This is a genomic window from Noviluteimonas gilva, from assembly GCF_009740395.1.
Taxonomy (GTDB): Bacteria; Pseudomonadota; Gammaproteobacteria; order Xanthomonadales; family Xanthomonadaceae; genus Noviluteimonas; species Noviluteimonas gilva.
In genome coordinates this window covers 1,402,515-1,422,871 of sequence record NZ_WOXT01000001.1, presented here as the reverse complement: position 1 = coordinate 1,422,871, position 20,357 = coordinate 1,402,515, and the positions used below count along the sequence as shown (strand labels likewise).

27 protein-coding genes and 1 tRNA gene are annotated in these 20,357 nt (G+C 67.5%); 15 read left to right on the top strand and 13 right to left on the bottom strand.

All coding sequences use genetic code 11. From position 1 onward, the window contains the following. Positions 1–85: 85 nt before the first annotated feature. The 6 genes from GN331_RS06835 to GN331_RS06810 form a co-directional block, all read right to left on the bottom strand. On the bottom strand, positions 86–751 hold the full coding sequence (locus tag GN331_RS06835; RefSeq protein ID WP_156641144.1) for a 50S ribosomal protein L25/general stress protein Ctc: 666 nt from the start codon (positions 749–751) through the stop codon (positions 86–88). Positions 752–812: 61 nt separating this feature from the next. Beyond that, positions 813–1,772 carry a ribose-phosphate diphosphokinase gene (locus tag GN331_RS06830; RefSeq protein WP_156641143.1) on the bottom strand — a complete coding sequence of 320 codons (960 nt, stop codon included), beginning with the start codon at positions 1,770–1,772 and terminating at the stop codon, positions 813–815. A 46-nt stretch (positions 1,773–1,818) separates the two neighbouring features. After that, positions 1,819–1,895, bottom strand: a tRNA-Gln gene (locus GN331_RS06825). Continuing rightward, complete coding sequence (gene ispE / locus GN331_RS06820) at positions 1,896–2,765, bottom strand: 4-(cytidine 5'-diphospho)-2-C-methyl-D-erythritol kinase (RefSeq protein ID WP_331713403.1); 870 nt, start codon at positions 2,763–2,765, stop codon at positions 1,896–1,898. It abuts the tRNA gene before it with no gap. Further along, complete coding sequence (gene lolB / locus GN331_RS06815) at positions 2,765–3,382, bottom strand: lipoprotein insertase outer membrane protein LolB (RefSeq protein ID WP_156641142.1); 618 nt, start codon at positions 3,380–3,382, stop codon at positions 2,765–2,767. Before lolB ends, ispE begins: the two co-directional genes overlap by 1 nt. Before the next feature lie 2 nt (positions 3,383–3,384). Beyond that, the gene (locus GN331_RS06810; protein WP_156641141.1) at positions 3,385–5,079 is read right to left on the bottom strand and encodes a tetratricopeptide repeat protein; all 1,695 of its coding nucleotides are present in this window, start codon (positions 5,077–5,079) and stop codon (positions 3,385–3,387) included. Between the two features lie 108 nt (positions 5,080–5,187). On the opposite strand from GN331_RS06810, the gene hemA reads away from it, so the two are divergent. Genes hemA through ppk2 form a run of 6 tightly spaced genes read left to right on the top strand, consistent with a single transcriptional unit; the run spans position 5,188 to position 9,661 of the window. Further along, positions 5,188–6,486: a glutamyl-tRNA reductase gene (gene hemA, locus GN331_RS06805; protein ID WP_156641140.1), complete on the top strand. Its 1,299-nt coding sequence runs from the start codon at positions 5,188–5,190 to the stop codon at positions 6,484–6,486. Then, complete coding sequence (gene prfA, locus GN331_RS06800) at positions 6,483–7,568, top strand: peptide chain release factor 1 (RefSeq protein WP_156641139.1); 1,086 nt, start codon at positions 6,483–6,485, stop codon at positions 7,566–7,568. Before hemA ends, prfA begins: the two co-directional genes overlap by 4 nt. After that, positions 7,568–8,017: a GNAT family N-acetyltransferase gene (locus tag GN331_RS06795; protein WP_156641138.1), complete on the top strand. Its 450-nt coding sequence runs from the start codon at positions 7,568–7,570 to the stop codon at positions 8,015–8,017. The genes prfA and GN331_RS06795 overlap by 1 nt, the downstream gene beginning before the upstream one ends. After that, complete coding sequence (gene moaB, locus GN331_RS06790; protein WP_156641137.1) at positions 8,014–8,532, top strand: molybdenum cofactor biosynthesis protein B; 519 nt, start codon at positions 8,014–8,016, stop codon at positions 8,530–8,532. The genes GN331_RS06795 and moaB overlap by 4 nt, the downstream gene beginning before the upstream one ends. Positions 8,533–8,537: 5 nt before the next feature. After that, positions 8,538–8,888, top strand: a complete 351-nt coding sequence (locus GN331_RS16530; protein WP_197427027.1) for a helix-turn-helix domain-containing protein — start codon at positions 8,538–8,540, stop codon at positions 8,886–8,888. After that, positions 8,885–9,661: a polyphosphate kinase 2 gene (gene ppk2, locus GN331_RS16525; protein WP_331713388.1), complete on the top strand. Its 777-nt coding sequence runs from the start codon at positions 8,885–8,887 to the stop codon at positions 9,659–9,661. The genes GN331_RS16530 and ppk2 overlap by 4 nt, the downstream gene beginning before the upstream one ends. Positions 9,662–9,664: 3 nt before the next feature. On the opposite strand, the gene GN331_RS06780 is transcribed toward ppk2, so the two are convergent. Genes GN331_RS06780 through GN331_RS06770 form a run of 3 tightly spaced genes read right to left on the bottom strand, consistent with a single transcriptional unit; the run spans position 9,665 to position 11,790 of the window. Continuing rightward, positions 9,665–9,934, bottom strand: coding sequence for an acylphosphatase (locus GN331_RS06780; protein ID WP_156641136.1), 270 nt, complete (start codon positions 9,932–9,934; stop codon positions 9,665–9,667). 1 nt (position 9,935) lies between these two features. Further along, a complete protein-coding gene (locus tag GN331_RS06775) occupies positions 9,936–10,541 on the bottom strand; it encodes a TlpA family protein disulfide reductase (RefSeq protein ID WP_156641135.1) in 606 nt (201 codons plus the stop codon). After that, entirely contained in the window at positions 10,525–11,790 is a 1,266-nt protein-coding gene (locus GN331_RS06770; RefSeq protein ID WP_156641134.1) for a YihY family inner membrane protein, read from the bottom strand. The genes GN331_RS06775 and GN331_RS06770 overlap by 17 nt, the downstream gene beginning before the upstream one ends. Before the next feature lie 52 nt (positions 11,791–11,842). On the opposite strand from GN331_RS06770, the gene wrbA reads away from it, so the two are divergent. The 3 genes from wrbA to GN331_RS06755 are packed head-to-tail and all read left to right on the top strand — an operon-like array spanning position 11,843 to position 13,261. Continuing rightward, complete coding sequence (gene wrbA / locus GN331_RS06765) at positions 11,843–12,433, top strand: NAD(P)H:quinone oxidoreductase (RefSeq protein WP_156641133.1); 591 nt, start codon at positions 11,843–11,845, stop codon at positions 12,431–12,433. Then, complete coding sequence (locus GN331_RS06760; RefSeq protein WP_156641132.1) at positions 12,430–12,756, top strand: DUF2069 domain-containing protein; 327 nt, start codon at positions 12,430–12,432, stop codon at positions 12,754–12,756. Before wrbA ends, GN331_RS06760 begins: the two co-directional genes overlap by 4 nt. 19 nt (positions 12,757–12,775) lie before the next feature. After that, positions 12,776–13,261: an asparaginase domain-containing protein gene (locus GN331_RS06755; RefSeq protein ID WP_156641131.1), complete on the top strand. Its 486-nt coding sequence runs from the start codon at positions 12,776–12,778 to the stop codon at positions 13,259–13,261. 19 nt (positions 13,262–13,280) lie between these two features. On the opposite strand, the gene sufT is transcribed toward GN331_RS06755, so the two are convergent. After that, positions 13,281–13,832, bottom strand: a complete 552-nt coding sequence (sufT, locus tag GN331_RS06750; protein ID WP_156641130.1) for a putative Fe-S cluster assembly protein SufT — start codon at positions 13,830–13,832, stop codon at positions 13,281–13,283. Positions 13,833–13,927: 95 nt separating this feature from the next. Between sufT and GN331_RS06745 the strand changes: the two genes are divergently transcribed. Next, a complete protein-coding gene (locus GN331_RS06745; protein WP_156641129.1) occupies positions 13,928–14,341 on the top strand; it encodes a hypothetical protein in 414 nt (137 codons plus the stop codon). A gap of 3 nt (positions 14,342–14,344) precedes the next feature. Here GN331_RS06745 and pdxR read toward each other — a convergent pair whose 3' ends face one another. Beyond that, a complete protein-coding gene (pdxR, locus tag GN331_RS06740; RefSeq protein WP_156641128.1) occupies positions 14,345–15,784 on the bottom strand; it encodes a MocR-like pyridoxine biosynthesis transcription factor PdxR in 1,440 nt (479 codons plus the stop codon). A 108-nt stretch (positions 15,785–15,892) separates the two neighbouring features. Here pdxR and GN331_RS06735 point away from each other — a divergent pair, with 108 nt between their 5' ends. The 3 genes from GN331_RS06735 to GN331_RS06725 all read left to right on the top strand — a co-directional run bounded on the left by GN331_RS06735 (position 15,893) and on the right by GN331_RS06725 (position 17,457). Further along, complete coding sequence (locus GN331_RS06735; RefSeq protein ID WP_156641127.1) at positions 15,893–16,408, top strand: hypothetical protein; 516 nt, start codon at positions 15,893–15,895, stop codon at positions 16,406–16,408. 105 nt (positions 16,409–16,513) lie between these two features. Continuing rightward, the gene (locus tag GN331_RS06730) at positions 16,514–16,969 is read left to right on the top strand and encodes a hypothetical protein (protein ID WP_156641126.1); all 456 of its coding nucleotides are present in this window, start codon (positions 16,514–16,516) and stop codon (positions 16,967–16,969) included. After that, on the top strand, positions 16,966–17,457 hold the full coding sequence (locus GN331_RS06725) for a hypothetical protein (protein WP_156641125.1): 492 nt from the start codon (positions 16,966–16,968) through the stop codon (positions 17,455–17,457). The genes GN331_RS06730 and GN331_RS06725 overlap by 4 nt, the downstream gene beginning before the upstream one ends. Here GN331_RS06725 and GN331_RS06720 read toward each other — a convergent pair whose 3' ends face one another. Continuing rightward, positions 17,458–18,894: an NAD(P)(+) transhydrogenase (Re/Si-specific) subunit beta gene (locus GN331_RS06720; RefSeq protein WP_331713386.1), complete on the bottom strand. Its 1,437-nt coding sequence runs from the start codon at positions 18,892–18,894 to the stop codon at positions 17,458–17,460. It abuts the gene before it with no gap. Further along, positions 18,891–19,193: an NAD(P) transhydrogenase subunit alpha part 2 gene (locus tag GN331_RS06715; RefSeq protein ID WP_156641124.1), complete on the bottom strand. Its 303-nt coding sequence runs from the start codon at positions 19,191–19,193 to the stop codon at positions 18,891–18,893. Before GN331_RS06715 ends, GN331_RS06720 begins: the two co-directional genes overlap by 4 nt. A 206-nt stretch (positions 19,194–19,399) precedes the next feature. Between GN331_RS06715 and GN331_RS06710 the strand changes: the two genes are divergently transcribed. Continuing rightward, the gene (locus GN331_RS06710) at positions 19,400–19,975 is read left to right on the top strand and encodes an RNA polymerase sigma factor (protein WP_197427040.1); all 576 of its coding nucleotides are present in this window, start codon (positions 19,400–19,402) and stop codon (positions 19,973–19,975) included. Further along, complete coding sequence (locus tag GN331_RS06705; protein WP_156641122.1) at positions 19,972–20,355, top strand: hypothetical protein; 384 nt, start codon at positions 19,972–19,974, stop codon at positions 20,353–20,355. Before GN331_RS06710 ends, GN331_RS06705 begins: the two co-directional genes overlap by 4 nt. The last annotated feature ends 2 nt before the right edge of the window (positions 20,356–20,357 follow it).

The window sequence follows — 20,357 nt, the reverse complement described above, 5'->3', positions numbered from 1 at the left end:
GTTTCCCCCGCCCGTCGTGGTGGCCAACGCCTGCCTTTTTTTGGATGGGGGTCGCGCTGGTTCGCACCAGCGCGACGACGACGGCTTACTTCTTCTCTTCGTCCTTCTTCGCGACCTTCGCAGCCGGCACTTCGGCGGCGACCGGCGCTTCGGTCGGCTCTTCCACTTCTTCCTTGCCGTGCTTGGCGATGACCACCGCCACGTCGTGTTCCTTGCCGAGCTTCAGCTCGGGGATCTCGACGCCATTGGGCAGCTTGATCTCGGAGAGGTGGACGATGTCGCCGACGGAGAGCGACGACAGGTCGATCTCGATGAACTCCGGCAGGTCCTTCGGCAAGCAGCTGATTTCGACTTCGTTGAGTTCGTGCGTGACGACGACGTCGGCAGCCTTGCCGGCCGGCGACTTCTCTTCGTTGAGGAAGTGCAGCGGCACCGCGACGCGGATGGCCTGGTTCTCATCAACGCGCTGGAAGTCCATGTGCATGATGATCTGCTTGTACGGATGACGCTGCATGTCGCGCAGCAGGACCTTCTGGGTCTTGCCGTCGAGGTCGAGCGTCAGGATCGACGAGTAGAACCACTCGTTCTGGCTGGCGAGCCAGATTTTCTCGTGTTCCAGCTGGATGCTCTGCGGGGCAGCGGTGCCGCCGTAGACGATGGCCGGGATCTGCGCAGCACGACGGAGGCGGCGGCTCGCACCCTTGCCTTCGTCCTTGCGGCCAGCGGCCGTGATCTTGTGTTCGGTTGCCATGATGTTCAACTCACTTTGTTGCGATGAAAGCCCCACCCGCGACCAGGTGGAGCCAGGGATGTCAGTCCACGTAAAGCGAACTGACGGATTCTCCGAAGGCGATGCGGCGGATGGTTTCCGCGAGCAGCTCGGCGACGCTGAGCTGGCGGATCCGGCCACAGGCCCTGGCAGCGGGGCTGAGCGGGATGGTGTCGGTCACCACCAGCTCGTCGAGCTGCGATTTGTTCAAGTTGTCGATCGCCGCGCCCGAAAGCACGGGGTGCGTGCAGTACGCGACCACCTTGGTCGCGCCCTGCGCCTTCAGCGCCGCGGCCGCCGCGCACAAGGTGCCCGCGGTGTCCACGATGTCGTCGACGAGCACGCAGATCTTGCCGCTCACGTCGCCGATGATGTTCATCACCGTGGCCACGTTGGCGCGCGGACGGCGCTTGTCGATGATCGCCAGGTCCGCGTCGTCGAGGCGCTTGGCGATCGCTCGCGCACGCACCACGCCGCCGACGTCCGGCGACACCACGATCAGGTTGTCCGTGCCGTGCGCGCGCCAGATGTCGGCGAGCAGCAACGGCGACGCATACACATTGTCCACCGGCAGATCGAAGAAGCCCTGGATCTGGTCGGCGTGCAGGTCGATCGTCAACACGCGATCGGCGCCCACCGAACTGAACATCTTCGCCGCCACTTTCGCCGTGATCGGCACGCGGGCCGAACGCGGACGACGATCCTGTCGCGCGTAACCGAAGTACGGCACGACGGCAGTCACGCTGGACACCGATGCGCGCTTGAGCGCGTCGATCAGCACCAGCAGTTCCACCAGGTTTTCCGCACTCGGCGCGCTCGTCGGCTGGATGACGAACGCCTCCTGCCGGCGCACGTTTTCCTCGATCTCGACCTGCACTTCGCCGTCGGAAAACTTGCTCACGAGCGCCTTGCCCATGCGCACGCCGAGCTCCTTGCACACCGCCTCGGCGAGCGGGCGGTTGGCGTTGCCGGAAAAGACCAGCAGATTGCGATCGTCTTGCATGAGGGCTCCGCTGCGCTCTGACCGTTGCGGTGGGGACGGCGATGGGTGGCAGGGGCGGCAGGATTCGAACCTGCGAGTGCCGGGATCAAAACCCGGTGCCTTAGGCCACTTGGCGACGCCCCTTCAGCTTCGAACGATGGCTTCGCGCAACGGCGACGACCGCACGCCTGCGGCCAGCCAGGCCCGCAACGACGGCGCATCCCGATGCACGAGGGCGAGTGCTTTTTCGGCGGATCCGCGATCTGCGAATTCGACGAAACAACCGCTGCCCGTGCCCGTCAGGCGTGGCGTGCCGATCTGCGCCAATGCGGCGAACGTGGCCTCGACGGCCCGTTCGCGGCGGCGCAGCACCGGCTCGAACGCGTTGTCGAGCACCGCTTCCGAAACGAAGTCGCGCATTGTCGCGGGCGGGGAATCGCGCGTCAATTCAGGGGCTTGGAACAGGGCGGCCGTCGGCACGTGCACACCGGGGTCGGCGAGCACGTACCAGGCCGGCGGAAGGTCGATCGGCGTGAGGATTTCGCCCACCCCTTCGGCCCACGCGTTGTCGCCGCGGACGAAAACCGGGACATCGGCGCCGAGCGTGAGGCCCAGCTCGGCGAGCCGATCGACGCCCAATTGCGTCCCCCACAGCCGGTCGAGCGCGACCAGGACCGTCGCCGCATCGGAGGATCCACCACCGAATCCGCCACCCGCAGGAATGCGCTTTTCGACGGCGATGTCGGCGCCAAGAGGCGTTTTCGACTCCGATTGCAATAGTTTTGCGGCGCGCACCATGAGGTCGTCCGCTTCCGCAACGCCCGCCACGGACGCACCGATCCGGCGAACCCCGCCATCCTCGCGAACCCGCAGCCGCACCGTGTCTCCCCAGCCCAGGAGACGGAAGACCGTCTGTAGCGTGTGGTAACCATCCGGCCGCCGGCCGGTGATGTGAAGGAACAGGTTGAGCTTCGCCGGGGCCGGCCACTCGGACCAGCCGGGATCGGCCGAAATCACTGCGTTTGCGCCCCGAGCGACCAGCGATCGACCACCAGGCGCACCCGCGCGTCGCCCTGGGTGGCTTCGATGCGGCCGGGCAATTCCATCCCGCCCGCCTCGACCGCGGCCCAGTCGGCATAGGTCACGACCCATCCGTTCTCATCGATGCGATCCACACGGCCGTCGGCGCCGTAATGGGTGCGTCCGTTGAAATGCGTCGTCGCCATCATCCAGTCGGACAACGCATCGACGGGAATCCGCCAGCGCGTGGCCTCGAACACGAGTTCGCCCGCATCGGGCCCGCTGCGCGGACCGCCGGACAAACCTTCGAGCATCGCTTCGCCTTCGCCGCCCGTGACGCGCCAACTCTGGCGCGTGACCGGCGCGCTGAGCGCGACGTCGAAACGCTCGCCCGTCTGCTTCCACTCGATGCGGCCGCTGCCGCCGTCCTTGCCGTTCGACACCGCCACGCGCCCCGACATCGACCAGCCAGGCAACGCGCCGATCGCCGCGACGCGCGCATCTTGATGCGCATCGGGCGAGCCTGCGATGGCAGGCAGCGTTTCGCGCGGCGCGCGCCCGGCGCACGCCGACAACGCGATGGCGATCATCGCGATCAAAGCCACGCGCATCCTCATGCTCCCGTCGTCTCCAGCGCGCGCTTGAGCGAGCGATTTTCCGGATCCAGCCGCTTCGCTTCGTCGAAATAACGCCGCGCTTCATCCTTGTTTCCGAGCATCCACAACACTTCACCCAGGTGCGAAGCGATTTCTGGATCCTTCTGCATCGAGAACGCGCGACGCAATTCGACCAGCGCTTCTTCCTTGCGACCGAGGCGATAAAGCACCCAGCCGTAACTGTCGATGATCGCGGCGCTGTCGGGCTCAGCCGCGCGTGCGCGATCGATCAGTTCGAGCGCTTCGGCGAAGCGCGTGGTGCGATCGGCGAGCGTGTAACCCAACGCGTTGAGCGCGGTGACGTTGTCGGGTTCGGCGACGAGGATGCGGCGGAAATCGGCTTCTGCGCGCGGGATGTCGTCGCGGCGTTCCCAGGTCAACGCGCGCGAATAGAGGATCGCCGGATCGTCCGGATACGCGGCCAGGCCACGCGCATACACGTCGAGTTCCTCGGCGACTTGCTCGTCTTTTCCGCGCAATTCGGCTTCGAGCAGATACGCATCGCGGCGCGTGCCTTCGTCGACGGTCGCATCGCCCTGCAGGCCGCGCAACGCCGTATACGCTTCGGGCGCGCGCTTGAGTTCGTGCAGCACGTTGGCTTCGCGCAAGCGCGCCGTCCAACGCGCTTCGCCGCCCGGCACGCTGCGATACCACTCGAGCGCTTCGGGATAGCGTTCGAGCATTTCCGCGACCTGGCCGAGCAACAGGCGACGATCGGGATCGGGCTTCGCCGATTCCTTCTTCAACTCGTCGTAAAGCTTGCCGAGCGACGCATCGTCCTTGGCGCGCGCGAGCAACGCGGCGCGCAATCCGTACGTGCGATCGTCCTGCGGGCCGCGCGCGAGCACGCCGGCGGCCTCCACCGAATCGCCCATCGCGTCGTATTCGGCGGCGATGGACATGCGCATTTCTTCGTCGGCATACGCCGTTTGCGCGATGCCCGAAAGCACCTGCCGCGCCTCGACCGTCTTGCCCGCTTCGCGCAACTGGCTGGCGCGCAGCAGCGCGACGCGCGGCTCGTTCGGGAACTGCGTGACCACCTGGTCGATGATCTGTTCGGCGAGCGCGGGTTGTTCCAGGCGCATCGCCAGCCCGCCGAAGGCGAGCCACGCCTGCAGCTTGTCCGGGATGATCTTCTCGTCGACGAATTCGGCGAGCAGCTTGCCGGCGAGCTTCGGATCCCTGCCGCCCGAACCGAGCGCGGCCAGCGCGTGGCGCCAGCCGATGTCGCCCTTGTCGGTGAGCAGCACGCGCAGTTCCTGCTTGGCCAGGCGCGCGTCGTTGCGGCGCAGGGCGAGCGTGGCTTCCGCGGCATGCGCCGCCAGCGAGCCCGGCGCGCGTTGTTTCCAGAGCGCCAGGCCTTCGGCCGCTTGCTTGTCGTTGTTGGCCAGCAGCGCGATGCGCGTGGCGCGTTCGGCCAGGCCGGCGTCGTCCGTGGCCCGCGCCGCGTCGAGGTACCAGCGCGCCGCCTCGTCGAGCTGCCCGGCCTGCAGGGCGAACTCGCCGGCCATCGTCCCTTCGATCGGCGATTCGGCGGCCTTCACGGGCGTGCCTTCCGCTGGCGTGTCGCGTGGCGCCGCGGCGGTGCATCCGCCCGCCAGCCCCGCGGCCAACAACAGCGTCAAGGTGAACGGCGTGCGGATTTGCGGCATGGCGTGTTCCGGGAAAAGGGGGCGTCCCGAGGGGCGCGCCCCCGGTAGAATGTGCGGCCATCGGGAGCTTAACGCACGCGACCGAACGACCTCATGAGCCCGTCCTCAATGAGCTTGATAGTCCTCGGCATCAACCACCAAACGGCACCCGTCGGGTTGCGCGAACGCGTTGCGTTCGGCGCCGATGCGATGCCGCGCGCGCTCGCGGAACTGCGCGCGATGCCGGCGGTCCGCGAGGTCGCGCTGCTCTCGACCTGCAACCGCACCGAGTTGTACGCACTGGCCGACGACCAGGGCGACGCGCTGGCCGATTGGCTCGCCGCCCATCCCGATGCCGGCGACCTGCACGCCTATCTGTACAGACACCAGGACGCGGACGCAGTTCGCCATTTGTTCCGCGTGGCGACCGGGCTCGACTCGCTCGTCCTCGGCGAACCGCAGATCCTCGGCCAGGTGAAGGACGCCTGGGCCAGCGCGCGCGCCGCCGGCACGCTCGGATCGCACCTGGACCGGCTGTTCCAGCACGCCTTCACGACCGCCAAGCGCGCGCGCACCGATACGCGCATCGGCGCCAATCCGGTGTCCGTCGCGTCGGCGGCCGTGCGGCTCGCGCAGGAATCCTTCGCGCGGCTGTCGGATTCGACCGTGCTGCTGATCGGCGCCGGCGAAACCATCGAGCTCGCCGCGCGCCATCTGGTCGAAGGCAAGGCCAAGCGCCTGCTCGTCGCGAACCGCACCCTCGCGCATGCGCAGGAACTCGCCACGCGCCACGGCGGCGTCGCGCTGCCGCTGAGCGAAATCGAGCGGCATCTGTCGGAAGCCGACATCGTGCTGTCGGCCACCGCGAGCCGCGATGCCATCGTCACGCGCGCGCAGGTCGCCGCCGCACTCGCGCAGCGCAAGCATCGCCCGATGCTGCTGCTCGACCTCGCCGTGCCGCGCGACATCGACCCCACCGTCGCCACGCTCGACGACGTCTTCCTTTACACCGTCGACGACCTCGAACGCGCGATCGAAGACAATCGCCGCAGCCGCCGCGAAGCCGCGCGCGAAGCCGAGGCCATCGTCGACCTGCAAACCGCCCGCTATGTCGAAACGCTGCAGGCCAGCACGCGCCATGCGCCGCTCAAGCGCCTGCGCGCGCACGGCGAGCGCTCGCGCGCCGAAGCGCTCGACAAGGCGCGCGCGCAACTCGCCGCCGGTCGCGATCCGCAGGAAGTGCTCGACCTGCTCGCGCACACGCTCGTCAATCGCCTGCTGCACGCACCGACCGCCGCGTTGCGCGAAGCCGCGCTGAGCGGCGACGCCGAACTCGCGCGCGCCGCCGACAAGTTGTTCCCCGCGCTGCCGGAAAGCGAAGCGCACGTCGATAACGGCGGTGTCGACGGCGGCGACGCCGACACATGATCCCCAGCCTGCGCCGCAAACTCGAAGCCCTCATCGAACGACGCGAGGAAGTCGAACGCCTGCTCTCCGATCCCGGCACGATTTCCGATGCCGAGCGCTTCCGCGATCTCTCGCGCGAGTTCTCGCAGCTCGAACCCGTCGCGACCGCACTCGCCGCCGAAGGCCAGGCGCGCCGCGACCTCGCGAACGCCGAAGCGATGCGCAGCGATCCCGAACTGCGCGAACTGGCCGAAGAGGAAATCGCCGCCGCCAGCGAACGCCTGGAGAAACTCGACACCGAACTCCTCGCACAACTCGTCCCCAAGGACGCGCGCGACGAAGGCAATCTCTATCTCGAAGTGCGCGCGGGCACCGGCGGCGACGAAGCCGCGATCTTCGCCGGCGATCTGTATCGCATGTATGCGCGCTTCGCAGAACGCCAGGGTTGGCGCGTCGAAGTCGAATCGGCCAACCCCGGCGAACACGGCGGCTTCCGCGAAATCGTCGCGCGCATCGAAGGTCGCGGCGCGTATTCCAAGCTGAAGTTCGAATCGGGCACGCACCGTGTGCAACGCGTGCCGGAAACCGAATCGCAGGGGCGCATCCACACCTCGGCCGCGACGGTCGCGATCATCGCCGAAGAAGCGCCCGGCGTGCCGATCGAAGTGAATCCCGCCGACCTGCGCATCGACACGTTCCGCTCCTCCGGCGCCGGCGGCCAGCACGTCAACAAGACCGAGTCGGCGATCCGCATCACCCACATGCCCAGCGGCATCGTCGTTGAATCGCAGACCGAACGCTCGCAGCACGCCAACCGCGACAAGGCGATGAAACGGCTGAAGGCGATGCTCGTCGAAGCGGACATCGCGCGCCGCGAAGCCGCGCAGGCGCAGGACCGCAAGCTGCAGGTCGGCAGCGGTGATCGCAGCCAACGCATTCGCACCTACAACTTCCCGCAGGGCCGCATCACCGACCATCGCGTGGAAGGCCTGACGCTCTACGACCTCCCGCACGTGCTCGAAGGCTATCTGGATCCGCTGGTGGAACGCCTGCAAAGCGAACACCAGGCCGACGAACTCGCGCGCCTCACGGACAACGGATGATGCCGACCGACACCCTGCTCCGCCGCGCCACGCTCGACGATCTCGATGCGGTCGCGCCGCTGTTCGATGCGTATCGCCAGTTCTATTCGCAGCCCAGTGATGTGCAGCGCGCACGTGATTATTTGCACGAGCGCATGACGCTCGGCGAATCCGTCGTGCTGCTCGCACAGCGCGACGGTGAAGTCGTCGGCTTCACGCAGCTGTACCCGATCTTTTCCTCCGTGCGCACCGCTCGCACGTGGTTGCTCAACGATCTGTTCGTCGCCGAAGGCGCGCGCCGTTTCGGCGTGGCGCGTGCGCTGCTCGATGCCGCCGCGGCCTTCGCACGCGAACAGGGCGCCGCGGGCCTGATGCTGGAAACGATGACCGACAACGCCCCCGCACGCGCCCTGTATCGCGCGGCCGGGTGGCATGAAGACGCCACGCAGTGGTATTCATTGAACGTATGAAGCCCGCCGCCGACTTCGTCCCCCTGGCCCTGAGCGTGCTGACGGTCTCCGACTCGCGCACGCCGGACAACGACACGTCGGGCGATTATCTCGTGCAGGCGCTGACCGAGGCGGGCCATCGCTGCGCCGATCGCGCGTTGCTGCCCGACGACAGATACAAGCTGCGCGCCATCGTTTCGAAGTGGATCGCCGACGACACCATCGACGGCATCCTCGTCACCGGCGGCACCGGATTCACCGGCCGCGACTCGACGCCCGAAGCCCTGCTGCCCCTGCTCGACAAGCAGATGCCCGGATTCGGCGAAATGTTCCGCGCGGTGAGCATCGACGAGATCGGTACGTCGTCGCTGCAATCGCGCGCGTTCGCGGGCATGGCGAACGGGACCTTCCTGTTCGCGCTGCCCGGCTCGACCTCCGCGTGCCGCACGGCGTGGGAAAAGATCCTGCGTGCGCAACTCGATGCGCGCACGCGCCCGTGCAATCTCGCCACCTTGCGTCCCCGCCTCAAGGAGTGAACACGATGCCGCTCGCCACGACCCTGCGGTTGCTCGCCAAAGCGCGCGGCATGAGCGTCACCGACCTTGCCACCGCGATTCCGCGCGCGGGCGTCGACACCGTCTCGGCCTGGCTGCGCGGCGAGAAGATGCCGGGCAAGGATCAACTCGATGCGCTCGCCCGCTTGCTCGGCGTTCCCGCCGGCGCGTTGCTCGCGGAATTGGCGAGCACGCTGGATCCTTCGCGCACGCAGGGCGAACACGATCTGCTCGCGGCGTATCGCGCGATGTCCACGCGGCAACAGGGTGCGTTGCTCGAAATCGCGCGCGGCCTCACCAACCAGCCGTCGCCGCGTCGCCGAAAGGCGGCCAAGTGAAAGAGATCAAGAAGAAGGATTACAAGGCGGCGCTGGAGCCGATGCAGGTCGAGCTCGTCGCGATGGCCCGATGGGCGCGCGAAACCCATCGACGCATCGTCGTGTTGTTCGAAGGCCGCGACACCGCCGGCAAGGGCGGCGCGATCGACGCGATCCGCGAACACATGAACCCGCGCCAGTGCCGCGTGGTCGCGCTCGGCAAGCCGAGCGAAGCCGAACAGGGCGCGTGGTACTTCCAGCGTTACGTGCCGCATCTGCCGAGTGCCGGCGAGATCATCCTGTTCGATCGCAGCTGGTACAACCGCGCCGGCGTCGAACGCGTGATGGGCTTCGCCAAACCCGCGCAAGTCAATGCGTTCCTCGAACAAGCGCCCGCGTTCGAAAAGCTCCTGGTCGACGACGGCATCCTGCTCTTCAAGTACTGGCTGTCCTGCGACCAGGCGCGGCAGGAAGAGCGCTTCACCGAACGCGCCGCCGACCCGCTTAAACGCTGGAAGCTGTCGCCGATCGACCTCGAAGCGCGGACGCGCTACGACCAGTACACCAAGGCGCGCGAAGACATGCTGCGCGCGACGCACACGAAGCACGCGCCCTGGACCCTGGTCGATTTCAACGACCAACGCCTCGGGCGGCTCACCTTGATCCGCGATCTGCTCGATCGATTGCCCGACACGAAACTGCCCGAGCCGGCGCTGAACATGGAGGCGCTGGCGACCAAGCCGAAAAAAGAACGCTATACCGTCGTCGCGCCGATCAAGTCGCTCGACGTCTGAGCGTCAGGCCGTTTCGAAGTCGGGGCCCGCTTCGCCGTCGTCCGCCGCGATGCGTTCGATCCGTTCGACGTGCGCCGCCGGCGGCCCCTGCTTCAACCAGTGTTCCAGGCGTTCGATCGCCTGCACGTCGCCGACCGCGAGCACTTCGACGCGGCCATCCTGCAAATTGCGCGCGTAGCCGCGCAGACCGAGTGCTTCCGCCTGTTGCCGCGTCGACGCGCGGAAGAACACGCCCTGCACGCGCCCTTCGATGAAGAAGCGCGCGGCGGTCATCTCACGCACCCTTCGGCGGTTGCGGACCGCCGTTGGCGGCGATCGCCGCTTCGATGTCGTGCGGCTCCACCGGTCCGACGAAGCGCTTGGCGACCTTGCCGTCGGGCCCGATGAGATAGGTCATCGGCAAACCGGCGGGCGTTTCGAAATCCTTCGGCGGGTCGTACACGTCGACGATCGCGATGGGATACGACACCGGGTGCTTCTTCAGGAATGCCTGCATTTCGGCCGGCGTCGTGTCTTCGTACGCCAGGCCGACGACGTCGATGTGTTCGCGCATCGTGTCGAGCGCGGACAGCGCCGGCATTTCCTTCAGGCACGGGCCGCACCACGTCGCCCAGAAATTCACGACGACCCACTTGCCGCGATGCGCGGCCAGATCGAACTGTTTTCCGTCGACGGTGGCGATCGTCAACGTCGGCACGTCCTTCGTCGCGCGGACTTGCGCGGACGCCGGCGCCGCGGCGGTCGACGCTGCAGCAGCGGTCGATGCCGCAGCGGCGGTCGCGGGCTTCGCGGTGTCGGTCGTGGGCGCGGCGGGCTGCTTGCAGGCCGCGAGCATCGCGATCGCCACGGCGAGCGATGCGAACTTATTCGTGCGAGTCATAAATCGAGGACACCTTCTTCTTCAACAGGTCGCGCAGCGGGAGCCGCAGCTCGTCGAGCGTATGGTACGCGCGCTGGCCGAGGGGGTCGTCGCGCATGGGCACGTGCGCCTCGGCGACGGGAATGCGGAGTTGGCAGGCTTCGTAGAGTTCGCCGAGCGTCAGATCGTCGAGGTCGCGCGCGAGCAACCATTCGCCGCTTTCGGCGCGGCTGAGCAGGCCGATCTGGCTCAACTGCCCGAGCATCTCCTGCACCATCGAATCGGTGAGCACCGGTTCGAGCACCTGGATGTCCTGGCTATGCAGGCCCTTGCCGTGCGCGCGCGCTTCGTGGAAGCGGCCGAGCATGCGCAACAAGCCGTACATCTCGTAGCCGACGGGCAGGCGCATCGACGCCGGCTGGTAGCGGAACGACGACATCGACGCGGCGAACGATGCGCCCAGCAGGATCGACGTCCATCCCAGATAGATCCACACCAGGAAGATCGGCAGGAACGCCAGGGTTCCGTACACCTTCCCGTAGCTGCTGAAGTTGCCGATGAACACACCGAGCCACAGCTTCACGCCTTCGAACAGCACCGCCGCGAGGAACGCACCGGCGAACGCATGCCGCCACAACACGGTGCGATGCGGAACGACCTTGAAGACCGTGGCGAAGGCCAGCAATTCGATGACGAAGGGCGTGGCGCGCACGAGCACCTGCTCCAGCCAACGGCCCGCTTCGGTTTCGAACATCGCCATCGCGAAGAAGCGCGACGACAACGCCAGGCTCGTCGCCGCCACCAGCGCGCCGAGCGTGAACACCGTCCAGTACACCAGGAAGCGCGCGAATTTCGGCCGCGCCGTCGGCACGCGCCAGATCCGGTTGAACGTCACCTCGACGCTGTTCAACGTGATCAGCAAGGAGACGACCAGGGCCACGATGCCCGCGGCGGTGAGCTGGCCTGCATTCGCGGAGAACTGGCGCAGGTAGGCTTCCACCGCGCGCGCCGAGCTGGGAACGAAGTTGGAGAAGATGTAATCGACCAGGCGATCGCGCCACAGGTCGAACACCGGGAACGCCGACAACACGCCGAAGCCCACGACGAACAGGGGCACCAGCGCGAAGACCGTCGTGTACGACAGCGCGCCCGCGGCCTGGAACAGGTTGTCGCCCATGAACCGTTGCCACAGGTAACGGAAGAACGTCCCCAGGCGATGGCGGTCGCGCAGGTAGCCGGTCCAGCGATTGATCGAGTCCAGGGGCTCCATCGGCGGAAGCCTACCCCACCGCTCGGCTATCCTGCGCAACGGAGGTGGTCCGATGCCCGAAGTGCTGGTGCTGTTCTACAGCCGTGGTGGCTCTGTCGCGCGGCTTGCGCGGCAGATCGCGCGCGGGATCGAGGAAGTCGACGGCATGACCGCGCGGCTGCGTTGCGTGCCGCCCGTGGCGCCGGTGACCGAAGTCGCCGCGCCGCCGGTGCCGGACGAAGGCGCGCCTTATGTCGATCGTCGCGACCTCGAGCAATGCGCGGGCCTGATCCTCGGCAGCCCGACGCGTTTCGGGATCATGGCCGCGCCGCTGAAGCACTTCATCGACGGCCTGGGCGCCGAATGGGCGAGCGGCACGCTGGTCGGCAAGCCCGCCGCGGTGTTCACCTCGACCGCCACTTTGCACGGCGGACAGGAAGCCACGCTGCTCTCGATGATGCTGCCCTTGCTGCACCACGGTTGCGTGATCACCGGTTTGCCGTATACCGAGCCGGGCCTGAATTCCACGCGCACCGGTGGCACGCCCTACGGCGCGAGCCACCATGCCGGCATGCAGGACGATCCGCGCCCGAGCGATGAAGAAGCGCAACTCGCGCGCGCACTCGGGCGCCGCGTGGCGGAACTTGCAAGGAAACTGGGATGAGCGTTTCGACGCGTGTGTTGCTCGCGGGCCTGTTCGGCCTGGTGGCCCTGTTCGTGTTCTGGTTCCTGCACGAAGGCTGGCACGCGGTGGCGTGGTTCGCCGGTCCGCCGCTGTTGTTGGCGGCGTTCAACTGGAAGGGCGGGCAGAAGCCCGCGTTCTGGGCGGGCCTGTTCGCGCTGGGGTGGTTTTCGCACGGCGTGATGATCGCCTGGTCGCAGCCGGCCAACCGGGAACTGGCGCTGATCGAAATCGTGCTCGCGCTCGTGGTCTTCGCGGGCGCCACGCTGCCCGGCCTGCTGGCGCGCTTCGGTGGGCGGCGCTAGGCACTTATAATCGCCGCCCATGGACCAGCTCTGCATCGTCACCACCGGCGGCACGATCGACAAGATCTACTTCGACGACAAGTCGGACTACCAGATCGGCGAACCGCAGATCGGCGGCATCCTGCGCGAGCTCGGGGTCGCCTTCCAGTTCACGGTGATTCCGATCATCCGCAAGGATTCGCTGCACATCTCGCAGGAAGACCGCGAGCTGATCCGCGCGACCATCGCCGCGCAACCGGCGAAGCACGTGCTGGTCACGCACGGCACCGACACGATGGTGGAAACCGCGCAGGTCCTGGAATCGCTGACCGATCGCACCATCGTGCTGACGGGCGCGCTGAGCCCCGCGCGTTTCCGCGGCTCGGATGCGGAGTTCAACGTGGGCACCGCAGTGGGTGCGGTGCAGTGCTTGCCGCCGGGCGTCTACATCGCGATGAACGGGCGCGTGTGGGATATCCACAAGGTGCGCAAGAACGTGGCGGCGAACAAGTTCGAAGAGATCTGACGCGCGCGTACGACGCGCGTTAAAGCATCCCCGTCTCGAGGCGCGCAGCCTCCGACATCATCATCCGGTTCCACGGCGGATCGAACACGAGTTCGACATCCGCTTCGGTCACCGTCGGAATCATTTCCAGCTTGCTGCGCACATCGTCGACCAGGATGTCGCCCATGCCGCATGCGGGCGCGGTGAGCGTCATGCGGATCGCGACTTCACGTGTGCCGTCGTCGCGCGGCTTGACCGTCGCTTCGTAGACCAGCCCGAGGTCGACGACGTTGATCGGAATCTCGGGATCGAAGCACGTGCGCAATTGCTTCCAAACCAGCTTCTCGACTTCGTCGTCGGAGGCGCCGGCCGCGAGTTCCAGCGGCTCCGGCGGTTCCTTGCCGATCGCGTCGGCATCCTTGCCCGCCACGCGGAACAGATTGCCCTCGACGAACACGGTGTAGCTGCCGCCGAGCGCCTGCGTGATGTAGCCGATGCTGCCCGCGGGCAACGTGACTTCTTCGCCCTGCGGGACGAGGACGACGGCGCAATCGCGCTCGAAGCGGACGGGTTCGCTGCTACGGGAATACATGCGGGGAACGTGGGGGCGTGCGGCGCGCGCCGCAAGGCCGTGCATTCTAAGGCCCCGCGCGCCCGGTATGCTGTGCGATCACGCAGGGGAGCCAGATGGCGTCGCAGGAAATCGGACATTCGCCCTGGATGGGGGCCGCGCTCGCCCTGATCGGCAGCACGGGCATCGCGGCAGCCTGGGTCGCCGCTTCCATGGTCACCTCCTCGCAAGCCGGTTGGATGGCGGTCCTCGCCGCGCTCGACGCCGCGTGGCTCCTGCGCCTGGGCCGCACGCCGAGCGGATGGACCCGGATGGCCATCGGCGTCGCCGCGACGCTGCTGGCGGTCGTGCTCGCGCAGTGGGGCATCGTCGCCGCGCACCTGTCGGGGATGCTCGGGCTCGGGCTGGGCGAAACGATCACCAAGCTCGGGCCCTCGCTCGCGTGGTCGCTCACGCACCTTGCGAACACGCCCGCCGATTGGGCGTGGATCGCGGTCGGCGTATTCGTCGCGGCGATCGCCTCGCGCTGACGCTTACGCGTAAGCGCGGTCCAGCACCTGTTCGAACAAGGGCATCGCTTCGCGGATCTGCGCGGGCGACAGGCCGCAATACCCCATGAGCAGCCCCGCGCGATGCGGGCGCCGCAGATAGTGCGGGCGAATCGTGTACAGGCCCAGGCCGATCGATTCGCCGTGCGCGAGCATGGCATCGAGCGCCGCGTCGGGCTTGTCCTTCAGCCACACGACCAGATGCATGCCTGCGTGCGAATCGGCGATCTCGAGCCGACCTTTTCCGATCTCGCGCAAGCCATCGAGCAGCATCGTGCGGCGCTCCTGCAAGGTGCGTGCGCTGCGACGCAGATGACGCTCGAATCCACCGCCGGCCATGAAGCGCGCGAGCGCCGCCTGCTCGATCGCCGAGCTGCCGAAATCCTGCGCCCACTTCGCGGTGACCAGGTCGTCGCGCAGCGCAGGCGGCATCACCAGATAACCCAGGCGCAAGGACGGGAACAAGGTCTTCGAGAACGTGCCCACGTACAACACGCGCCCATCGCGATCGAGCGAACGCAGCGCCGCGAGCGGTTGCGTGTCGTAGCGGAACTCGCCGTCGTAATCGTCTTCGAAGATCCAGCTGTCGTGCATGCGCGCGTACTGCAACAACTCCAGGCGCCGCGACAACGACAACACCGATCCACCGGGAAATTGATGCGACGGCGTGACGCAGATCATGCGCGGTGAATCGACCGGCAAACGATCCGGACGCAGGCCATCTTCATCGACATCCGCGCCGTGCAGGCGCGCGCCGTGGATCTGCAGCACCTTGCGCAAGGCGAAGTACTGCGGTTCTTCGACGACCGCCATGTCGCCGGCATCGAGCAGGATGCGCGCGGCAAGCGACACCGCCTGCTGCGTGCCGCCGACGACAAGCACGTCTTCCGGCAACGCCTGCACACCGCGGCGGCGCGCGAGGTAATCGCAGATCGCTTCGCGCAATGCGGGCAGGCCTTGCGGATCGGGATAGTCGGGTGGGGTGTAGGCGGCGGCGTGCGCGAGTTCGCGCGCCCATGCGGTGGTCAGCGCGGGATTCACCAGCGGCAGGCCGTACTGGAAGGAGAAGCGCACCGACGCGCGTGGCTTGTTGCGCAGCAGACGTTGGATATCGGCGTTGCGCGCGCGGCGTGCATACGCGGTTTGCGGCGGCGCGATCGCCGAGGGCGCGTCGTTCGCCGCTTCGGACATCAAGGGCGCGGCGACGAAGCTCCCCGATCCGACACGCGCGGCCATGAATCCTTCGGCGCGCAGTTGTTCGTAGGCGGTCAGCACCGTGTTGCGCGACAGGCCGAGGTCGCGGGCCAGCGCACGGGTCGGCGGCAAGCGGCTGCCCTGCCCCAGGCGGCCGCCGGCGAGCGCCGATTTCAGCGCGCGGGTGAGCTGCGCATGCAGGGGACCGCGTCCGTCGAGTTGCAGGTGCATGGCCGACCTCCGGAGGGAATGGCCCCATTCCGGCCCGGTCGATTGGCCCTTGCCAGTGCCAATCCACGGGCGTTTGATGAGGCCAATCCTGCCTGCCCGAGGTCAGCCATGCACGTTCGCCCCGCCTGGTCCCACTCCCCGGCCCTTTCCGGAGCCCACCGCGTCTGGCCGGCCTGGGCATCGGTCGCCCTCGGCGGCAGTGCGTTCGCGCTGGCCGACCTGGCCTTCGCGTCGCTGTACTGGTTCTTCTACGGCGGCGTGACGCCGGTGCGCATCGGGCAAGGCATCGCCTCGTGGGTCGTCGGCTCGCATGCGGCGCATGCCGGTGGCGTCGATGCGGCGATCGCGGGCGTCTTGCTGTATTGCGCGGCGGTCGCGGCGATGGTCGCCGGCTACATGCGCCTGACGGCGCGCTGGCCTCGCCTGCACGCACACGCGTGGATCGCGGGCAGCGTGTACGGCATGGCGATGTATGGATTGCTGTTCGAAGTGATCGTGCCGTATTTCTCCGCGGCGACCGTGAGCGGCGGCAGCGCGCCGCTGTCGTGGACCATCGCGTGCCTGGCCGCTTATGCCGGGATCGGGATGGGTTGCGCCACGATCGCCCGCGCGCACGCACGCTGATTTGGCTCCCTCGCGCACCGTGCAGGCGGTGCTCGCGGGGAGTGATGCGCAAGACCAAGCATGCGTCCACCGGCGATCGGTTCGCCGGATTGGGAGAGAACAGCCATGACGCATGCAATCCGCTTCGCGGTGGCGCTGTGCACGCTCGCCATCGCACCCACGGCCTTCGCGGACGACAAGTGCAAGGACATCCACGCCGACATGACGGAGATCCGCGTGACCACCGGATGCGACGCCGGTGAGCCCTCGTGTTTCCTCGGCGAGGTCGACGGCAACCACGGGTTCCGCGGCACCACGCATTTCCGCGCCAACAGTGGCGGCACGCCCGCCTCCGGTTCCCCGGAATGGTCGCCCTACGCCGGAACGTTCCGCTACGAGTTGCGCGACGGCACGCTCAACATGATCGAAGCCGGCCTCACCGGAAAAGGCCAGGTCCTCGCGCACCACGAAGTGGTGTCGGGCACGGGGCGTTATGCGGGCGCCACCGGCAACCTGTTCGTGTTCGGCACGACGGGCGCGGTGGTCACCACCGAAATCACCGGGACGATCTGCACGCAATGAACGCCGCGCACGCCGCCGCTCGGTTTTCCCCGCCGCGCCCCCGACTCGCCCGACTGCTGTTGGGCGGGTTCGCGGTGGGGACTTTTGATCTGATCTTCGCCTGCACGTGGTGGGCGGTCGCGGCGAAGGTGCCGCCGATCCGCATCTTCCAGTCGATCGCTGCCGGCGTGTACGGGGATGCGAGTTTCGATGGCGGCGTGCGCACCGCGGGGATCGGCGTCCTCGCGCATTACTTCATCGCCGCGTGCATGGTGCTCGCCTATGCGCTGGTCGCCTCGCGTTCGCCGACGCTCATCCGGCACCCCTGGCGCTGGGGCGTGGCGTACGGCGTGTTCCTGTACGTGGCGATGAATTTCGTGATCGTGCCCCTGTCCGCGGCCGGGCCCGCGCCGACGCGCCCGGCCTGGATGGTCGCGAGCGTGGTCGTGCACGTGATCATCGGCATCGCCTGTGCGTTCATCGCACGCAGTGCGTTGTCCCGCCGATGATCAGTGACCGCCGCCGTCGAGCGCCTTGAGTTCGCTGACCAGCGCGCTCGCCATTTCGGCGCCATCGCCGTAGAGCATGCGCGTGTTGTCGGCGTAGAACAGCGCGTTCTCGATGCCCGCGAAGCCCGTGCCCTTGCCGCGCTTGATCACGACGGTTTGCTTGCTCATGTTCACGTCGAGGATCGGCATGCCGTAGATCGGCGAGGCCGGGTCGGTCTTCGCGACGGGATTGACGACGTCGTTCGCGCCGATGACGAGTGAGACATCGGTGTTCGGGAATTCCGGGTTGATGTCGTCCATGTCGGCGATGAGGTCGTAGGGCACGCCGGCTTCGGCGAGCAACACGTTCATGTGGCCGGGCATGCGGCCCGCGACGGGATGGATGGCGAACTTCACCTTCACCCCGCGCGCGATGAGGCGCTGCGTGAGTTCCCAGATCTTGTGCTGCGCCTGCGCGACGGCCATGCCGTAACCGGGCACGATCACCACGCGTTCGGCGTAGGCCATCATCGCGGCGACATCGCCCGCTTCGATCGGCTTCTGCGTGCCGGAGATCTCCTGCGCCTCGCCGCCCGGGCCGAAGTTGGAGAACAGCACGTTGGTGATCTTGCGGTTCATCGCCTTGGCCATCAGGCGCGTGAGCAACATACCGGCCGCGCCGACCATGGTGCCGGCGATGATCAACGCCATGTTGCCGAGGACGTAGCCTTCGAAGGCGACGGCCAGGCCGGTGAATGCGTTGTAGAGCGAGATGACGACGGGCATGTCGGCGCCGCCGATGGGGAGCGTCATCAGGATGCCGAGCAATAGCGCCGCGGCGAAGAACGCCACGATGATCGGCGTGCCCACGTGGCCATGCCACATCAACGCGTAGACCGCGTATGCGCCCAACGCGACCGTGACAACGAACACGAGGGCGTTGAAGGCTTGCTGGCCCGGAAAGGTGTAGCGCTTGTCCATCCGCCCGTCGAGCTTCGCCCAGGCGATGACCGAACCGGTCAGCGACACTGCGCCGATCAACGCACCGACGACAGCGAGTGCGACGTGTAGCGCACCGGCTTCGACGGATCGCGCAACCATCCCGTTCGCAGGCGCATCGAGCCTCAACAACTCCACCGCACCGATCGCCGCCGCCGACCCACCCCCCATGCCGTTGAACAACGCGACCATCTGCGGCATGTCGGTGATCGCGACCTTCTTGCCCCACACCCACGCCACCACCGTGCCGAGCACGAGCGCGATCACGATCAGCGCCATGTTGTGCAGGCCCGGCAGCAGGAACGTCGCGACCGTCGCGAGCACCATGCCCACGCCTGCCCACTGGATGCCGCTGCGCGCGGTCACCGGCGAGGACATGCGTTGCAGGCCCAGGAGGAACAGCGTGGCGGCGACGAGGTAGCTCGTCGCGACGACGAGCGTCAGCCAGGACACCGTCACGGCTTGGCCTCCGGCTTCTTGCTGGACTTGAACAACTCGAGCATCCGCTCGGTCACCACGTACCCGCCGGCCGCGTTGCCCGCGCCGAGCAGCACCGCGACGAAGCCGATCGCCTTCTCCAGCGTGGTGTCGGCATGGCCGAGGACCACCATCGCACCGATGAGCACGATGCCGTGGATGAAGTTGGAACCCGACATCAGCGGTGTATGCAGGATCACCGGGACCCGGGAAATGATCACGTGGCCCGCGATGGCGGCCAGCATGAAGATGTAGAGCACCACGAACCCGTCCGCCGCCATGCTTCTGCCCCATCGTCGTGTCGGGACCATCATAACGACAGGTGAACCCGGCGCGCGCCCGGTCAACGCCCCGACCGCACCCGCGTTCCCCATCCTCGCAGGCGGTGCGGGACGCGCCCCCTGACCCACGGGCGGGCTGCCGTTGGGATTCCCACCACCGACCGGCTGCTATGTTCCTTCGAGTGACCGATGCCCCCGACGATCCGATGACCGCCTTCACGGCAGTCGACGCCCCCGCGCGCACCGCGCAGGCGCCGCGCACGCTCGATGCCTTCCTGGATGGCATCTCGGCGCGCGCGTTCCGTTTCGCCGAGATGGGCCTGCGCCATCGCGACGACGCGCTCGATGTGGTGCAGGACGCGATGCTCAAGATGCTCGGCTATGCCGACAAGCCGCCGGAGGAATGGACGCCGCTGTTCTGGAGCGTCCTGCGCAGCCGCATCGTCGATGCGCAGCGGCGTCGCAGCTTTCGCCTGCGCTGGCTGCGCCCGCAGTCCACGCACAACGACGACGACCCGATCGACTGGACGGAACTCAGCCCGACGCTCGATCCCGACTCCGATCCTTCCCGCAAGCACGACAACCGGGAAGCCTACGCACGCATCGCACAGGCGGTGCGCGCATTGCCCACCCGACAGCGCGAAGCCTTCACCCTGCGCGTGATCGAAGAGCTCGACGTCGCGACCACCGCGCGCGTGATGGGCTGCAGCGAAGGGTCGGTGAAAACGCATCTGTTCCGCGCCCGCGAAGCCTTGCAGGCGCAACTGGAGGAATTCGCATGAACATCGGCGAACACGACAAGCACGACGACGCGCTCCGCGCGTTGCACACCGACGCACTCGACCATCTCTCGCCACGCGTGCGCGCACAGCTGCAGCAACGTCGCCGCGCCGCGCTGCGGGGCGAAGGCGCGCAGGCGCCCGCATCGAAATGGCGCCTCGCCGTGCCGCTCGCGGCCGCGGCGACGGTCGGCGCGCTCGTGATCGGGATGCAGCTGCGTTCGCTGCCACCGACGACGAACGCACCGGCGATCGTTACAACGCAACCCGTTTCGACGCACACGGGCTCAGACGACACCGTCATCGCCGCGACGCTCGAAGAAAACCCCGATCTCTACGTGTGGCTGGCGTCCGACGACGCCGCCCTGATGGCCATGGAGTAGTC

Coding starts and splice junctions, on each gene's coding strand:
- moaB (WP_156641137.1), top strand. CDS start 8,014: ATGAAGCCCGCCGCCGACTTCGTCCCCCTGGCCCTGAGCGTGCTGACG.
- GN331_RS06715 (WP_156641124.1), bottom strand. CDS start 19,193: ATGGCGGCGGACGGGTTCGTGGTGCTCTACATCTTCATGCTGGCCGCC.
- wrbA (WP_156641133.1), top strand. CDS start 11,843: ATGCCCGAAGTGCTGGTGCTGTTCTACAGCCGTGGTGGCTCTGTCGCG.
- GN331_RS06735 (WP_156641127.1), top strand. CDS start 15,893: ATGCACGTTCGCCCCGCCTGGTCCCACTCCCCGGCCCTTTCCGGAGCC.
- GN331_RS06810 (WP_156641141.1), bottom strand. CDS start 5,079: ATGCCGCAAATCCGCACGCCGTTCACCTTGACGCTGTTGTTGGCCGCG.
- GN331_RS06760 (WP_156641132.1), top strand. CDS start 12,430: ATGAGCGTTTCGACGCGTGTGTTGCTCGCGGGCCTGTTCGGCCTGGTG.
- GN331_RS06730 (WP_156641126.1), top strand. CDS start 16,514: ATGACGCATGCAATCCGCTTCGCGGTGGCGCTGTGCACGCTCGCCATC.
- GN331_RS06755 (WP_156641131.1), top strand. CDS start 12,776: ATGGACCAGCTCTGCATCGTCACCACCGGCGGCACGATCGACAAGATC.
- pdxR (WP_156641128.1), bottom strand. CDS start 15,784: ATGCACCTGCAACTCGACGGACGCGGTCCCCTGCATGCGCAGCTCACC.
- GN331_RS06830 (WP_156641143.1), bottom strand. CDS start 1,772: ATGCAAGACGATCGCAATCTGCTGGTCTTTTCCGGCAACGCCAACCGC.
- GN331_RS06835 (WP_156641144.1), bottom strand. CDS start 751: ATGGCAACCGAACACAAGATCACGGCCGCTGGCCGCAAGGACGAAGGC.
- GN331_RS06710 (WP_197427040.1), top strand. CDS start 19,400: ATGACCGCCTTCACGGCAGTCGACGCCCCCGCGCGCACCGCGCAGGCG.
- GN331_RS06775 (WP_156641135.1), bottom strand. CDS start 10,541: ATGACTCGCACGAATAAGTTCGCATCGCTCGCCGTGGCGATCGCGATG.
- GN331_RS06780 (WP_156641136.1), bottom strand. CDS start 9,934: ATGACCGCCGCGCGCTTCTTCATCGAAGGGCGCGTGCAGGGCGTGTTC.
- prfA (WP_156641139.1), top strand. CDS start 6,483: ATGATCCCCAGCCTGCGCCGCAAACTCGAAGCCCTCATCGAACGACGC.
- GN331_RS06770 (WP_156641134.1), bottom strand. CDS start 11,790: ATGGAGCCCCTGGACTCGATCAATCGCTGGACCGGCTACCTGCGCGAC.
- lolB (WP_156641142.1), bottom strand. CDS start 3,382: ATGCGCGTGGCTTTGATCGCGATGATCGCCATCGCGTTGTCGGCGTGC.
- GN331_RS06725 (WP_156641125.1), top strand. CDS start 16,966: ATGAACGCCGCGCACGCCGCCGCTCGGTTTTCCCCGCCGCGCCCCCGA.
- GN331_RS06745 (WP_156641129.1), top strand. CDS start 13,928: ATGGCGTCGCAGGAAATCGGACATTCGCCCTGGATGGGGGCCGCGCTC.
- GN331_RS06705 (WP_156641122.1), top strand. CDS start 19,972: ATGAACATCGGCGAACACGACAAGCACGACGACGCGCTCCGCGCGTTG.
- GN331_RS16530 (WP_197427027.1), top strand. CDS start 8,538: ATGCCGCTCGCCACGACCCTGCGGTTGCTCGCCAAAGCGCGCGGCATG.
- hemA (WP_156641140.1), top strand. CDS start 5,188: ATGAGCTTGATAGTCCTCGGCATCAACCACCAAACGGCACCCGTCGGG.
- sufT (WP_156641130.1), bottom strand. CDS start 13,832: ATGTATTCCCGTAGCAGCGAACCCGTCCGCTTCGAGCGCGATTGCGCC.
- GN331_RS06795 (WP_156641138.1), top strand. CDS start 7,568: ATGCCGACCGACACCCTGCTCCGCCGCGCCACGCTCGACGATCTCGAT.